The organism is Pseudomonas sp. D4002 (genome assembly GCF_013385665.1).
Taxonomy (GTDB): domain Bacteria; phylum Pseudomonadota; class Gammaproteobacteria; order Pseudomonadales; family Pseudomonadaceae; genus Aquipseudomonas.
Window position 1 is genome coordinate 12,127 of sequence record NZ_JACAPN010000041.1, and the last position, 14,379, is coordinate 26,505.

The following is a 14,379-nucleotide window of genomic DNA, read 5'->3' on the forward strand; positions in this document are numbered from 1 at the left end:
CACACATTGACATATCGATAATTCTCGATATGATCACGCCATGGACTTACTCGAAATATTCAAAGCCCTCTCAAACCAGACACGCCTCGAAATCCTGAAAGGTTTGAAGGACCCCGAGAAGAACTTCCCTGCACAAGATGAAGGGGACGTTCACACGGTGGGCGTGTGCGTCAGCAGTATTCAGGAAGGCATCGGGCTCTCGCAGTCGACGGTGTCTGGTTACCTGGCAACGCTGCAACGGGTGGGTCTGGTCGAAGTCAGGCGCATCGGCCAGTGGACTTACTACAAGCGCAATGAAGCCACCATCCGCAGGCTTGCCGAGATCATAGGGAAAGATTTGTAGTTTTTTTACCACAGAATATCGAGATTTCGCGATATCCCTTTTTGTCGAAACGAGGAAATGCAATGAAGGCGTTGATACTCAAGTCATTTGGCGGCCCGGAATCATTTGAACTTCGCGACGTTCCCAAGCCCGTTCCGCACACGGGGCAAGTCCTGGTCCGCGTACACGCAACCTCCATCAACCCGCTGGATTACCAGGTCCGACGTGGCGACTACGCTGACCTGGTGCCGCTACCGGCGATTACCGGGCATGACGTATCGGGGGTCGTTGAGGAAGTCGGGCCGGGGGTTACGTCCTTCGCGCCAGGCGACGAAGTCTGGTACACCCCGCAAATATTTGACGGACCCGGCAGCTATGCCGAATACCACGTGGCGGCCGAAGGCATTATCGGGAAGAAGCCCCCTGCCCTGAGTCACCTTGAAGCGGCAAGCCTGAGCCTGGTCGGCGGCACCGCCTGGGAAGCGCTGGTGGTGCGTGCAGCCCTCAGGGTGGGAGAAAGCATCCTGGTGCACGGCGGCGCGGGCGGCGTCGGCCATGTGGCGATCCAACTGGCGAAAGCCATTGGCGCCCAGGTGTTCACCACCGTACGCGACGTCAATGTCGAGTTCGCGCGAAGCCTGGGCGCGGACGTAATCATCGACTACGAAAAGGAAGATTACGTCGACGCCATCCTGCGGGAAACGGGTGGCCGTGGCGTTGATGTGGTGTTCGATACCATCGGCGGCACCACATTGTCCCGTAGCCCGGACGCGCTTGCGCAACTGGGTCGCGTGGTCACGATTGTGGACACGGCGCACCCCCAGAACCTCGTCCAGGCCTGGGGCAGGAACGCGAGTTATCACTTCGTTTTCACACGACAGAACCGCGGCAAGCTGGATGAAATGAGCGCACTGATCGCCAACGGTCAACTGCGGCCACACGTTGGCGCGGTCTATTCCCTTGCCGACATCCCGCTCGCCCATTCCCGCCTGGAAAGCCCCAACAACGGCATTCAAGGGAAAATCGCGATTGCCGTGTTTGCCGGCTTACAGGAGGATTGGCGCAACGGTGCTTGAGCTGATCGCACTGAACCACTTTTTTGGAGAGCACGGGTAAATGGCAGAACTGATGGAAAGGCTCGACGGCCCAAGGACCGCGCAGCAGGAACTGTTCTACGACCTCGAAGATGCGACGGCCGTTATCGCCTGGTCGGTCAATCAATTGGCCACTATCGCCGGGGTCGCCAAATCACCCGACGAAGCAGTCGCCCTGATGAAGATGGGTGCACTGCTCGCGGCTCAGCAGGAAAAGCTCAGCGGGTACGCGGATGAGGTGAAGGCCGGAAGGATTGTGCGAGGAGAGGGTCACTCGTGATAAATACGCTACGCACTCAACAACCTTTCACATCCCTTTCACACTCGAGCGCTTATCGTTACTCCAGCTCCTAAGTGAACACCTTTAAGCCCGCACTCCCCATCGCGGGCTTTTCTTTGCCTGGAATTTGGTAAAAGGGATATCAAAACCTTCATCCAGTTTCATTTGTTGATGGCCTGGGCTGTCGCCTTAATGCTCCCACACGAACTCGTGCACAGGAGCAAAATATAATGAAAAAACGTCAACCGTTACTTCAGCTCAACACCTTGGCCGTGGCGCTGGCATTTGCCTTGCCGGCCATGAGCTATGCCAGCGATCAGTCCGACTCCAAGGGCTTTGTCGCCGACAGCAGCTTGAATATCCTCAACCGCAACCTGTTCTGGAACCAGAACGGCAACGGCGCCCACACCCGTGACTGGAGCCAGGCGCTGATGGCAACCTACAGCTCGGGCTTCACTCAAGGCACCATTGGCATCGGCATTGATGCGTTTGCCGACCTGGCGTTGCGCATCGACGGGGACACCGACCGCGCCGGTGGCCCGAACATACCGTCCGACGCCAATGGCAATCCGGATCATGGCTTCGCGAAGGCCGGTGGTGACGTCAAGTTCCGTATTTCCAATACCACGCTCAAGGTCGGCGACCTGCAGCCTACGTCGCCGGTGTTCGCCACCGCCGATAACTACCTGATGCCACAGACCGCAACAGGCTTCCAGATCGACAGCCATGAAATCACCGGCCTGAACCTGGAGGCCGGCCATTACACCTCCGGCACCGGTACCACCACCACCTCGCGCAGCGGCGACATTCTCGCCAGCTATGCAGGCGTGGAAGCGTCGTCGGCCAGCTTCGCGGGGGGCAAATACCAGTTCAGCAAGGAATTCACCGCGTCGCTGTACGGAGCACACCTGGAAGACGTGTGGAATCAGTACTACGTCAACCTGAACCTTGTTCATCCACTGACCGATGACCAATCCGTCGCGCTGGACTTCAACCTCTATCGCACACTGGACGACGGCAGCGCCAAGGCCGGGACCATCGACACCACCGCAGCCTCGCTGGCGGCTGCCTACACCCTGGGTGCACAGACCTTCACCCTGGCCGGGCAGAAAGTGCATGGTGACGAGCCGTTCGACTACGTCGGCTTTGGGGAGACCAATGCCGGCGTCGGTGCCGGGCGCTACGGCAACTCGATCAACCTGGCTGACTCGGTGCAATACTCCGACTTCAACGGCCCGGACGAGCGGTCCTGGCAGATGCGCTATGACCTGGACATGGGAGCCTTTGGCGCCCCCGGCCTGAGCTTCATGGCCCGCCATATTCGCGGTGCCGGCATCGACGGTACGCATACCCCCGGCAATTCGGCCTACACCGGGTTCTATGGCGCCAACGACCAGGAACACGAAACCGACGCCGAAGTGAAATACGTCGTGCAGAGTGGCCCGGCCAAGAAGCTGTCCTTCCGCCTGAGGGAAGCCTGGCACGATGGTGATGCGTCCACCGGGGGGCATCTGGTGCAGACACGCCTGATTACCGAGTACCCGTTGAATATCTTCTAAACAGGCGGGAGTGCCCGGTTGATGGATCTACCGGGTACTCTGCGTAGCCAGGTATTGATCGGTAGGCGTTTTGATTCCACACACAAAAAAAGGCGCTACCAAGAGCGCCTTTTTTGTTACCGCTGACTTATTGCAAACTAACCTGACGCAGTTCGGGCTCTTTCCCGCTACCAATCGTGATGCGCTTGGGCTTGGCCTCTTCAGGAACCACGCGCAGCAAGTCGATGCTTAACAGCCCGTTGTTCATCGAAGCACCGCGCACCTCGATATGATCTGCCAGCCGGAACGACAGCCGAAATGCTCGTTGCGCGATGCCCTGGTGCAGATAAGTGACTGCTTTCTCGGTTTCGCGCTTGTCGCCAACGACTGTCAAAACGCCCTTCTCGACCTGTATATCCAGATCCGCTTCAGTAAGCCCAGCGACAGCAATGACAATGCGATATTCGTCATCACCGTGCTTTTCCACATTGTGAGGCGGATAAGTGTTCGGAGCCTCGCTGCGAAGCGCCGACTCGAACAGGTCATTGAAGCGATCGAAGCCCACGGATTGACGGAACAAAGGGGCCAAGGAAAGGGTAGTAGCCATCTCAAAATCTCCTGATTAAATCCAAGTGATTAAGTGCGCGACCCGCATTCGGCGTCGCGTGATAAAAATTTATGTTCGCCGGGAAAATTTTCAAGAGGCCAGATAAAAATTTTTACATTTGAGTACCAGCCGGGAACGGCTTGCTCGGTTGGATAGACAGGCCGCCCTCAGGCTGCGATGCGTAGTCAGCCCACCTTTCTCTTGAGTGCTTGCCTGGGTCGGGTTCAGCAAGCGGTGGCTTCTTGGAACTCTCTGGCATGTTCGCCATGACTCGCGGCATGTCTTAAAATATCCGGTTGCCGAAGAACCGCCATGACATATCCATGAAGGGCTTCAATCCTTTACAAATAAGTGTGGTCAAGATGAACAAGCCTTTCATTTCGCTGTGCCCTGAAATTACGCGGGCGCACGCGCTGACGTTGGTGGATTGGTTAGAGGATGAACGCATCACCTGCTACCTGAGCGATTCGCGTCATGTCTCCCGCTCCATTGAGCAAGTCATTGATCGGACTCAGTTGCCGATCCTGACTCATCTATTCAACCAGGGCGGCAGATTCTTTATGGCCTATGACCGGCATGACGCCCCGGTTGGCTTTGTCCGTCTCATCAAGACCGGCTCAAATTGCGAGATTGTCCTGGTCATCGGAGACAGCGACAAATGGGGCCGGAACCTGGGCGCCAGCACGATCCGCGAAGGCATGAAACTGGCCTTCCTCGACATGCGGGCCGAGAAGCTCATCGCCAAGATTCACCCGGACAACTCGCGCTCGCTGAAAGCCTTTCTGCGCAGCGGCTTTATGCTGGAGAGCGAAACGCCGACATTGACGTCATTTTCCATGACGGCGGCAAGCTATTTCCAGTTCTTGCGCGAAGGCGCCGGTGGCGACTCCACCAGGATCTACATCACTGAAATCGACAAGGCCAGGCTCGAGGATCTGATCGCGTTCGAGCAAGGCCCGGCGGTTGTTGAACTCGAACATGAGCTTGAGCGGGCCATTGTCGTCAAGCCGCAGCAGGTGGCGTGCAATGTCATCACGATGAACTCCAGGGCCTTGCTGCAACTGGACGATGAAGAGTTCGAAGTGGCCTTGGTCTACCCTGAAGACGCGGACAGCAACGCAGCAAAGCATTCCGTGTATTCCGACATAGGCACCGCCATCCTTGGCTATCAGGAGGGAGACGCCATCGACTGGCGAATTGCTGACCGGACCCGCCGGATTGAGATCAAGAAAGTGCTTTACCAGCCGGAGGCTGCGGGCCATTTCCACCTATAACGGCGCCTTTTTCTCAGTATTCGCCCATCAGACGCGAGGATTCCCCAAAGGAAGGCGCCTCGCTTTCCGTGTCTGAGCGGCCTGTTGTAGGGTCAAGGGTAGGAGCGGAGCCAGTTGCGAAAAGCAGGAGGCGGTAGAACAGACCTAGCCGGCTCCTGCGACAGTTTTAATTCTCTAAGTTCACGGCTTCCCGTAATTCCCCAACCCAACCCAAATTGACACCACCGGTCACGGAGGGCGACGCCTTACTGGAGAGAATCCATGAGCCGTCTAGATCTCTACAGCCTCAAGCTGATACCGGGCCGAATGTCCGAAATACATCAATAGCCCCTTTAAACGGATCACGCCTGCCGGCGCGCCTGACTTCTCCAGAATGAACTGATAACAACCGCCTTCCCCCTACAGATCGAGCAAGGTTCAAGCTCGACCCGCTCCTGTTTAAATCCAGCCCTGTGCCCTTTCTGCATGTTTTAAAACCTCACCCTTAACAATTTGCCTTAAACTGACGCTAATCAGTCGTCGTCAGTCGCAAGTTTCAATAGATTGGAAAACCGAAAAATCGCCGCATTGATTTCATCTTGAGTGTCGCCATCCCAGCCTTCAACTGATACCAACTCTGCTTTGAGCGACTCTATTTGTTTTTGGATAACCCAGACTACCGCGCCCGGACCGCCCTTCTTGGCTGGACGAACGAAAAAACTGTTGAGCGTGAATAGAGTGGGCCGGTCAAAGACCCGGGACATTTCCTCGATCTCGGCTGCCTCAACTAGTTTTGCGGTGAGCGTCTGAGCCCGGGCCAGGGCGAACGGCATTTGCCGATGCTCCAGGTCACTCAGGGTCTTCTTGAGGAGGTCGCCGCCTTTCGTCTCGATCTTAAGCATGCCCCCACCCCCGATTTAGCGAGCTATTGCCCGCTTGCATTACGACCCACAACGGATTCAGTAACACCGGCCTTTCGTGCCAGGAATTGCGTATATAGCCCGCCAGCGACATCGGCGCCGATCACAGCGATTACAATGCCCAGGCCCGCCGCTAGGTAGAGGTTGTTCCAAAGGGCCATCGCGAGTAACAGCGTGGCCATACCCAACAGGCCTGAAGCGAGAAAGCGTAGCGCCACTCGCTGAAGGATTTGCCGAAGGCCCAGGTCGCTGCCTGATGCCCGCAACATTTCTCCAGACAAACCGGCGAGGCTCAGCAGAACCAACAACCAAAGAGGTACATCGGTCAGTGCCTGATGCTCAGAGTTCATCTTGAGTCCTCAAATAAGTCGGCCTCCACGTTGCTGGCATCCGCTTTAGGCAAGGAGACAGGCGTAGGGGCCGAAAACAAAAAAGCCCTGCTCAATGGCGGGGCTTGTAAATAGGAACAAAAAACCCGGCTCAGTGGCCGGGTTTTGAAGGCGTCTCGCTGCGTGCACAGCAATTCACGCTGCTATGAAACCAGATCTATTCCGTGCGGAAAACCCCTTTAACAACCAGTGAATGCTGATTTCAAATTTAGGTTTTGAGCGCATCCTTGCACCAACACCTGCGCTTTCAGAACGTCTAAAGAATCACTATCCTATTTTTTTCTATCTTGAAAAATTTTTGGAATAGCCTTGACCAAAACTCGACTTAACTCCGATTCCGACTTAGCTCTCTCTAACTCTACTGTCGTTTGACCTTTACCCAACACAAAATTCCGTTCAGTGTTGGAAAGAGCCTCGATCGCTGCCTTTAACGCACCGTTACTTTTAGTGATGTAAGCAAACTCAATAGCAGTCAACTTTGACTCAACATTGGTAAGCTCATTCTGAAAATATTTAATCTCAGAAAGCCCATCACGATACAAACGCAAAAAGAAATAAGCAAAGACCTCGACAAAAACCACCAATAAAACCCTAGGAATAATAGGAAGGACTAAATTCTTAAAAAATTTAGAGTCTGACTCCTTGCCCTCAGAGGCCAGCACTCTTAATAATTCAGAAGCGTCAACCATTGATACCGTAGACCACAAGAGCCATAGTCCACCTGCGGTTATCAGCATGCCTATAAGGAGGTTTATATTAGAACGGAGACGCAAATCCGATATTTCACGCATTAAACGAGAAACACTACTCTTCGACGTCGCAGCCAAACGGTCCAGCCCTAAACTATCAGAAAGCTGCGCTTCCAGACGTCCTGCCTCAACTGCAAAAACCTCTTTAATTGCATCAGCACTTGCAGCCTCTATAGCACCCTTCACCACTCGCTCTCGGTCGTGATCGGTCAATCCTTTTGCTACTTCGGCATCTTCAAGTCGCTTATTAAAAGCGTCAAGCTTTGCAGAAAAATCTATCGATTGACGTTCAAACTCCTCAAGAGCTCGACTAGCCTTATTTATATAGACACTACCTGAAGATCCAACACCTACTTTAAGACCAACATCAGAAACAACTGGCTTAGCACCAGACTGCAAATAAACAAAAGAAAACAATGTCGCCGAAGCCATCAAAAGAGCTACAGGAACTCCTATACCATAAGGATTATATTCACCCCCACCTCCAAGCATCATGCTAAATCGCTCAGAAAAAAGAAGTAAAATCGAGAGAACGCCTGTCAACGTACCACCGATTATAAATATGCGCTTAATGTAAAAATTAACGCGATAATTAAGATCTGATTCCATTCACTTCACCCAATAATCCAAGAAACCAGTTGCTAGCGGTCATTCAAAAAAACCAACACACAAGCCTGTCGGCACGCGATCATACTTCATGGCCGAGAAAAAAACATTTTCCTCGACTCTCTGAACATCCAATTCACCTCACTGATATCTCGACAAAATTCTCGAATAGTAAAATCTAAGCTACGCTCCGCATGACATCGATCGCGCAGTCGACCCATGCCGCGCCAGCTCTTGCCAACTCACGCGACTTTCCTTCACTGATACCGAAGTGTTTCCCCACTCGCAGCATTGGCCATTTTTCACCGTAATACAGCCAGAGTACGTCGCCCATTTGCTGATCTCGATGAGTGAGCCTCGCCACAGCGTTGTCGATGGCCACGGCCCACTCATCCGTTATGCAGTAGTTTTTGCTGGATGATGGTTGTGCCACGGCTTGCCGCATCAGTGCCAAGGTCGGTGATGTATAGCCAGGTACACCCATACCATCCATCCTCCACCAGCCCCACTGCTCAAGTAAGTACTCGGTATCTCCCAATGGCCGGCCTGCCGGCTTACGAATCATCATGCTCTCAATCCCCTGTGTAATTTGTGCCGCCTGCTCCCAGGCGGTTTGGTGTCTCGTATTGGCTCTGCGCTCCACCTATTGGTGCCGAACCTTTCAGCGCTGAAATTTCACGCTGTGCCTGCTGCAACTTGAAGCTCAACTGCGTGACCAACTCGTCCGAAGAAAGCACCAACTTGGTCCCAGCAACAACCCAACCTGAGCCGTTGCAATCCGTGCAAACCCGCTCATAAAACACCCACTAACCACCGCCTTACCCCTGCAGATCGAGCAAGGTTCCAGCTCGATCCGTTCCTGCTTAAATCCAGCCCTCAGCCCTTTCTGCATGTTTTAAAACCTCGCCCTTAACAAATTGTGGTTCTGGCTCGCAGGCCCCGCCGTTCAAGGCGTCTACGATGTTTTGCGAATCTTCATATCTAACACCTGTCTGCTCGTGAATCGCCTTGAAGCCACGCTCATCTAACCAGTTGTGCCACTTCACTAACGCCAGGCGGCTCTGCTCTTTCGCTTGGGTGTTGATGTAAGTGGAGGCGATCTTGCCCAGCGAGTGGTTGAGCAGCATCTCGCCGATGTGTCCGTCGACGCCGAGTTCAGTCCAGGCGGTGCGGGCAACCTTGCGCAAGTCGTGACTGGTCCAGGCGCCCTGCCCTAACCGGGTGAATACGGCGCTCGCCTGGTTGTCGCTCAGCGGCTTGCCACGGCGTGACGGGAACAAGAAAGCCCCTTCATATCCCTGGGCGGTCTGGCGGTCACGGTAACGACGCAGCAGCGCGGCAACCTGGTCGGTCAGTGGAACGCGCAGCTCGGTCTTGGTCTTGGTGTGTTCGGCTGGCAGGAACCACTCGCGCTCTGTCAGCGCAATGTCGGCCCAACGGGCCTGACGAGTCTCGCCGATCCGGGTGCCGTGACACAGCATCATCAAGGCCAGCATGGCGTCACCCGGTGCGCTGTCGAAGCGCTCAGCCAGCAGTGCCACCAATTCAGGCAACTGAACATCACGCACCCAAGACGCCATATGCGTCGACCAGCGTTCACGTATGGGGGCATATGTAACGCACCGAAAGCCCGGGCAACCCCCGGGCTTTTTTACGCCTCGCCTTTATCCGTCAGCACCCTCCCCTGCGCCCAGCGGCAAACAGCAGGCGGTCAGGTTGCTGACGAATAACGCAACCACAACCAAGGAGTCGGCATGAACCCAGCCATCCAACAAAGCCAAGCCGTTCTGCAGGCCCTGCGGGAACGGGTTTCGCTTTCCACTTCGGAGATGTACATGAAGATCGGTCGCGAAGAACCAGTGAAGGTGCCGCGCTACAACGTGGTACCGCTCGGCAAGAACACTTTTGACGTTATCGAGCGGGCCACCGGCCGCTGCCGCAGTGCACGCCTGGGCCACCACAGCGCCTGTCAGTACGCGCAAGAGCTTGAACACATCGCGGACTTCACTGATGCCGTGAAGTCGACATCAAAGCACTTTGGGGCTCGCCTGCTTCGCTGGACGATCGGCTTCGCGGCAATGCTGGTGGTGTTCGCCTGCTACGGTGCGCAACAATGATCGGCGTACCGATGGCCAACTCTCGCGACACAGTGATCGCGGATCTGCATCGCCAGATGGACGCTTTCTTCGGTGCGGGCAAAAAGGCCGAGCAGATTGCCGCCGGCGTCAGCGGTGAAGTTGGCGGCCCGATCAAATGTGCACGCACCAACAAGCTACGCGCCGAGCGGGACAAGCTGGCCCCCGACCTCAAGCAACTGGCCGATAGCGGCACGTCGATCAACAAGGCAGCCGCAGCACTCGGTATCTACCACAAGCGCGCCAGGCTCATCGCCAGAGAAAACGGCTTCAAGTTCACCGACAGCCCATGAAGCGCATCAGCAACCAGGTGCGGCAGCGCCGGCGGCAGGCATGGCTTGATTTGCCAGCACATGAAATCGGAGGGGTAGGCCATGGCCAAGGACAACGCGCAGATCCAGCGGGACAAGCGCGAAAGAGAAGGCGCTGCTCGAGCGGATCGGCGCCGAGAAGCGAACGCTGATTGTCTCGAAAGCGCTCGATGATGCACTTCAGGTGCTGGGAGAGCGCCACGACTTCGAGGAGTGGCAGGAAACGGCATCGACTTTACTAATCAACCTGGCAGCAGCTAACACCGAAGAGTCGGCCCGATTCGCCAACATGTCGCGACCTGCTTTTGAGGCTTCAGGGAAGCAGTCGCGACAGCTTGAAGAATTCTGCAAGACCGGCATTGAGCCTGTTTAGCGTAATACTGAGCCTTTCGAATGCAGTAGCTCAATCTGGGTAGCAGAGTTTTTCTTCAACTTCCCAAGTAACGCTCGCGCTCTGATTGCTTTCGATAACGAGAACCTCACCGTTTACGGCCTTAACCTGCCCAAAGCGCTCAGACCCAGTCGTCGTATCGCCTACTTGATCGCCGACTTCAAAGGTCACACTTCCGTCTTTGTTGTATTTCATGTCACTGCTCCGGTTTGGTTTGGGGCACCGTAATACCCCATCTCATCGATTCACGCCAGTCGGTGAGGCAGCCGCGCACCTGTAGATAGCCCACGGGCCTCGAACCACGCGACCGATGCGCACTGGACTGGTGGATCATTCACACCAACCGGCAGCACCCTAAATTTCAGGAGAACGTCTCGGTTAGGGCAATTTGTCAACATGTATACCTAGGCGGTGATGCATCTCAACGCAAGCCGCCTTGCTACACCACGCCATGCCCCGCGCTCACCTCGCAGCAGCCTGGTTTGAATTTACCATCTGCGTAATTTTGCTTTGTTGGATTTCGACCCACTCTTCGTATTTGTCGATAGAGTACCGCGCCTTTTTTAACAAGCTTTTCGATCGAGTGACCGCCTGCTCAAATTCCGGAGGGTTGTCTATTAAATGACGATCCAAATCAATGCACGCTAGCGAGCTTTTCACTATTTTGTCCGCAGAATTCTTGAACACCTCCCGCTGCCTAGCGTCTTGATCTTCAGGCTTAAAGCCAGATAATCCCGACAAATCCGCGTGAGCCTGAGGCAAACGAGAGCACCAAAAAGACATCGAGACCATATCAGTTATCGCATCATCAGATTCAACATGGTACCCATAAGGCTCATGCATATCTGTCTTACTACTAGGACTTCCTCCTATGAGCAGACGTAACTTCCAGATACCGAATGCAGAAGTGAAGCAATTTCTGTGTTCCAAGGAGCTTAATCGCGCCTGACTGTAGGCAGCACTCTTAAACTCTTGATAGTTTATGCCGAATTTTTCTTCGATATAGCTGGACGCGATCTCATCACCAAAAGAGTCTACGACTGATCCAATTAACGCTGCAAAAGCCGCGGCATCAACCTTGCTCTTGTCGTTACGACTAGTAATTAGAAAGACCCAATCCTCAGATCTGTAAAATGCCTGATGCGCGACCAGCTTATGAATTGCCGTATACAGACTGTTCCAAGTTCCTGGTTTGTGGCGGGCGAATGAAGCACAAAGGTCTATATTTATGATGTCAAAGGTTTTGTGCTTTTCCAACACCCTCTGATTAGCAATAGAATCCGTATTACAAAGATCTTCGAATCGCTCGTTAATCACACTGCTATTCTTGTCAACGAAATCTAGCGAACGAACTTCGTTCAAGGACAGGGCTTGTTCGGCATGGACTTCAGCGGCGTCTCTCTCAATAAAGTTCAACCCCAAAAAACTAAGCTTTACGTTGTTCTCATTGAGGACGTCTTCCAACGACCTTACGTCTAATAAATCCACGCCAGGCAGGCTCAAATAACTTAGTGGGCGGCCACTATCTCTTAGGCCAAGTCGTTTTATTAGCGCAACTGTCAACCTACCCCATTGACAATCCCTGATCCATTGCTTCCTCGGCTTATGCCATGGAGCAAAGTCGGTTTTCAGCTGAGGAGATGTGTGTATTGTTACTTTTGGGGCGACGCCCGCCAAAAAATCACCACCACCTTCGAAAGGATCTGCTGTGTTATCGATTTCCATATCGCTCATTTCTTAATCTCTAAAATCATAACTTCGAGAATAGCGGAGATCAGACTTTCAAATTTTTCTTCAGGTAAAAACTCGTCAACGCCGTAGATACTAAGCAGTGATGCCAGTGATTTAGCTTTTTCTTCATTCAACGAATGCCGCAACTTATCTTTGACTGTATAATTTTTACGATTTTGCAAAGGTTTCAACACAGAATCATTTAGCTCAATCCTCCCTTTCTCCTTAGCATCATCAGGGAAAAGAGTATGAACCTTTGCGGGAGCAACGTATGTGGCTTCTTTAAAGTCAGCGACCCCTTGGGTTTTCGCGGATGCCGCCACGATCTCTCGGAGCTGTTGAAAACTCTCGGCTTTCCGCTCCTGCAAAACTGCTTTGTTGACGTCGCTAGACAAATACTTGTGCTTGTTCATCAACTGGCGCAAAGCAGAATGAAGCCAGTTCTTCAGGATAAGGTAATGAGGGTGAGCGATGTTGAAAGATTCTCGATCGATGTTCAGGGCCGCATCGAGCCCTTTGATTACAAAAATCTCTGCTGTAATTTGCCGAAGCCTGGTTTGCTCAGATACTTGATACTTTAGAAAATGCTCCTCAAAAAGTGTACCACTTGCACCATTAATTCTGATCAGAACTCCATTGTGCTCGCGAGGAACTATCTTTTTAGACCAATACAAATAGGCCTCAAACTCTAAATCGCCACCTCTGTATTGTTCTGGTATTTCGCTTAAATCTGGTTTAGCTCTACCTACAAAAAATAATGGCTTATCAATTGGATGGCCTTCGATTGGGGCAAACGACCCGTATGAGAGTGGCCGAAATAACTGGATACCATCAATAAAGACGCCAAATGGAAGCGCATGCGATGCGGTAGACCTTAATTTGTATTTATCCGTAATCGTCTGACCTGGCAGTAGACTTACATCAACAGCACTACCCTTGGACTTGTTGTCTATCTGAAAAATTTTGATTCCGTCATTACCATCCAACTCAAAGGGATGCTTGCGTAGGTAGGGAATCGGTAAAGACAGGCTAAGAACCCAGAGCATGCGCAAATAGTAATCCAGAGCATGCGCAAATAGTAATCCAAATGCTGCTCTATACTAGGACCTTTAGAGCTTCTATCGGGATCGGATATATTGAACACTTTCTCAACAAGAGCACGAAACTTCTCTTCGCCAGTTTCGTTACCATCCCATGGCAGTTTGGCCTCCTTTAAAACCACTCCATGATCGGGGTCAATTTCACCGATATGATAGATCGGTTCTACAATATCAATATTGCCATCATAATCGTCTTCGTCGTCTAAGCTGGAACTTTCAGAGGCTTGTTCTAACGTCTCAGCTGCACGCTCTTCCTTTTCCCGAAGGGACGTCCAGGTAACCTTGGACAACAAAGCCTCTTTCACATGACTACGGAGATCCAGCAGTAATATTTCTGTTCCTTGAGAGTCGAGATCGTCAGCGTCAACAAACTTGATAGAGACTTCGCCGGTTACAAACTTCTGATCTTCTTCTTTCTCAAGAATCGCCTCAGACTGAGGCATCAGCAAGATATCGCAATATATGCGCTTATTACTGCCCGCGACCTTTGAGATGATGACAATATGATGCGTAATCTGTGAAACGGAAAACAAACCGATGCCAAGCTTACCAATCAGGGGCCTTCCTGCTTGACTTTTCGTTACATCATCGTCACTCGATATCTGATGCTTTTGCCCTTCTTTCGTTCGCTTAAGGCTTCCCCCAATATGACAAATGACATGTGCCAAAGTCTCTTTCGTAAGACCTTTGCCATTATCTCTAACTGAAATTTTACTAAACCTAGGATAGTCAGTTTCAACTCTGACATCAGTCGCGTCAGCGTCGTAAGCGTTGGCTATCAGTTCTCGTAGAGCAGACGCCGGATCACGATAAATACCGTCAGTAATACGCGCAAAAACCCGCTCATCCGTCATCAAGCGAGCTGTTACCGTATCGCCCGAGACAAGAGCATTATTCAGTTTTAAATTTACATCAACCTCGGTGCTCTCGTTTGCATCTACCGTGACATCCAT

Annotated in this window: 16 protein-coding genes and 1 pseudogene; 7 read left to right on the forward strand and 10 right to left on the reverse strand. The window is 52.7% G+C overall.

All coding sequences use genetic code 11. The annotated features are described in order from the left end of the window. Nucleotides 1–40: 40 nt before the first annotated feature. The 4 genes from HX824_RS25200 (at nucleotide 41) to HX824_RS25215 (ending at nucleotide 3,255) form a co-directional block, all read left to right on the forward strand. Entirely contained in the window at nucleotides 41–343 is a 303-nt protein-coding gene (locus HX824_RS25200) for a helix-turn-helix transcriptional regulator (RefSeq protein ID WP_003219649.1), read from the forward strand. 62 nt (nucleotides 344–405) lie between these two features. After that, a complete protein-coding gene (locus HX824_RS25205; RefSeq protein ID WP_087693044.1) occupies nucleotides 406–1,398 on the forward strand; it encodes a zinc-dependent alcohol dehydrogenase family protein in 993 nt (330 codons plus the stop codon). A gap of 40 nt (nucleotides 1,399–1,438) precedes the next feature. After that, the gene (locus tag HX824_RS25210; RefSeq protein WP_177055288.1) at nucleotides 1,439–1,696 is read left to right on the forward strand and encodes a hypothetical protein; all 258 of its coding nucleotides are present in this window, start codon (nucleotides 1,439–1,441) and stop codon (nucleotides 1,694–1,696) included. A gap of 230 nt (nucleotides 1,697–1,926) precedes the next feature. After that, on the forward strand, nucleotides 1,927–3,255 hold the full coding sequence (locus HX824_RS25215; RefSeq protein ID WP_177055290.1) for an OprD family porin: 1,329 nt from the start codon (nucleotides 1,927–1,929) through the stop codon (nucleotides 3,253–3,255). A gap of 127 nt (nucleotides 3,256–3,382) precedes the next feature. Here HX824_RS25215 and HX824_RS25220 read toward each other — a convergent pair whose 3' ends face one another. Then, nucleotides 3,383–3,841: an Hsp20 family protein gene (locus HX824_RS25220; protein ID WP_003219642.1), complete on the reverse strand. Its 459-nt coding sequence runs from the start codon at nucleotides 3,839–3,841 to the stop codon at nucleotides 3,383–3,385. 362 nt (nucleotides 3,842–4,203) lie between these two features. On the opposite strand from HX824_RS25220, the gene HX824_RS25225 reads away from it, so the two are divergent. Beyond that, the gene (locus tag HX824_RS25225) at nucleotides 4,204–5,115 is read left to right on the forward strand and encodes a bifunctional GNAT family N-acetyltransferase/nucleoside diphosphate kinase regulator (RefSeq protein WP_177055356.1); all 912 of its coding nucleotides are present in this window, start codon (nucleotides 4,204–4,206) and stop codon (nucleotides 5,113–5,115) included. A gap of 512 nt (nucleotides 5,116–5,627) precedes the next feature. Here the strand turns inward: HX824_RS25225 and HX824_RS25230 are convergent. The 5 genes and pseudogenes from HX824_RS25230 to HX824_RS25250 form a co-directional block, all read right to left on the reverse strand. Beyond that, on the reverse strand, nucleotides 5,628–5,996 hold the full coding sequence (locus tag HX824_RS25230) for a hypothetical protein (RefSeq protein ID WP_177055291.1): 369 nt from the start codon (nucleotides 5,994–5,996) through the stop codon (nucleotides 5,628–5,630). Between the two features lie 23 nt (nucleotides 5,997–6,019). Further along, the gene (locus tag HX824_RS25235) at nucleotides 6,020–6,364 is read right to left on the reverse strand and encodes a phage holin family protein (RefSeq protein ID WP_177055293.1); all 345 of its coding nucleotides are present in this window, start codon (nucleotides 6,362–6,364) and stop codon (nucleotides 6,020–6,022) included. 311 nt (nucleotides 6,365–6,675) lie between these two features. Then, nucleotides 6,676–7,761 (reverse strand): hypothetical protein, encoded by a 1,086-nt coding sequence (locus HX824_RS25240; RefSeq protein ID WP_177055295.1) that lies wholly within the window; start codon nucleotides 7,759–7,761, stop codon nucleotides 6,676–6,678. A gap of 175 nt (nucleotides 7,762–7,936) precedes the next feature. Further along, a complete protein-coding gene (locus tag HX824_RS25245) occupies nucleotides 7,937–8,326 on the reverse strand; it encodes an antiterminator Q family protein (protein WP_177055297.1) in 390 nt (129 codons plus the stop codon). Between the two features lie 295 nt (nucleotides 8,327–8,621). Continuing rightward, nucleotides 8,622–9,332: pseudogene (locus tag HX824_RS25250) on the reverse strand (site-specific integrase); the annotation flags it as partial. A 180-nt stretch (nucleotides 9,333–9,512) separates the two neighbouring features. Here HX824_RS25250 and HX824_RS25255 point away from each other — a divergent pair. Continuing rightward, nucleotides 9,513–9,875 (forward strand): hypothetical protein, encoded by a 363-nt coding sequence (locus HX824_RS25255; protein WP_177055299.1) that lies wholly within the window; start codon nucleotides 9,513–9,515, stop codon nucleotides 9,873–9,875. Further along, a complete protein-coding gene (locus HX824_RS25260; RefSeq protein ID WP_177055301.1) occupies nucleotides 9,872–10,186 on the forward strand; it encodes a hypothetical protein in 315 nt (104 codons plus the stop codon). The genes HX824_RS25255 and HX824_RS25260 overlap by 4 nt, the downstream gene beginning before the upstream one ends. 421 nt (nucleotides 10,187–10,607) lie before the next feature. Here the strand turns inward: HX824_RS25260 and HX824_RS25265 are convergent, their stop codons facing one another. The 4 genes from HX824_RS25265 to HX824_RS25280 all read right to left on the reverse strand — a co-directional run bounded on the left by HX824_RS25265 (nucleotide 10,608) and on the right by HX824_RS25280 (nucleotide 14,379). Then, nucleotides 10,608–10,790 carry a hypothetical protein gene (locus tag HX824_RS25265; RefSeq protein ID WP_177055303.1) on the reverse strand — a complete coding sequence of 61 codons (183 nt, stop codon included), beginning with the start codon at nucleotides 10,788–10,790 and terminating at the stop codon, nucleotides 10,608–10,610. Between the two features lie 267 nt (nucleotides 10,791–11,057). Then, nucleotides 11,058–12,329, reverse strand: coding sequence for a hypothetical protein (locus tag HX824_RS25270; RefSeq protein ID WP_177055305.1), 1,272 nt, complete (start codon nucleotides 12,327–12,329; stop codon nucleotides 11,058–11,060). Further along, nucleotides 12,326–13,312 carry a hypothetical protein gene (locus HX824_RS25275; RefSeq protein ID WP_177055307.1) on the reverse strand — a complete coding sequence of 329 codons (987 nt, stop codon included), beginning with the start codon at nucleotides 13,310–13,312 and terminating at the stop codon, nucleotides 12,326–12,328. Before HX824_RS25275 ends, HX824_RS25270 begins: the two co-directional genes overlap by 4 nt. Next, nucleotides 13,276–14,379 (reverse strand): ATP-binding protein, encoded by a 1,104-nt coding sequence (locus HX824_RS25280; RefSeq protein WP_177055309.1) that lies wholly within the window; start codon nucleotides 14,377–14,379, stop codon nucleotides 13,276–13,278. The genes HX824_RS25275 and HX824_RS25280 overlap by 37 nt, the downstream gene beginning before the upstream one ends.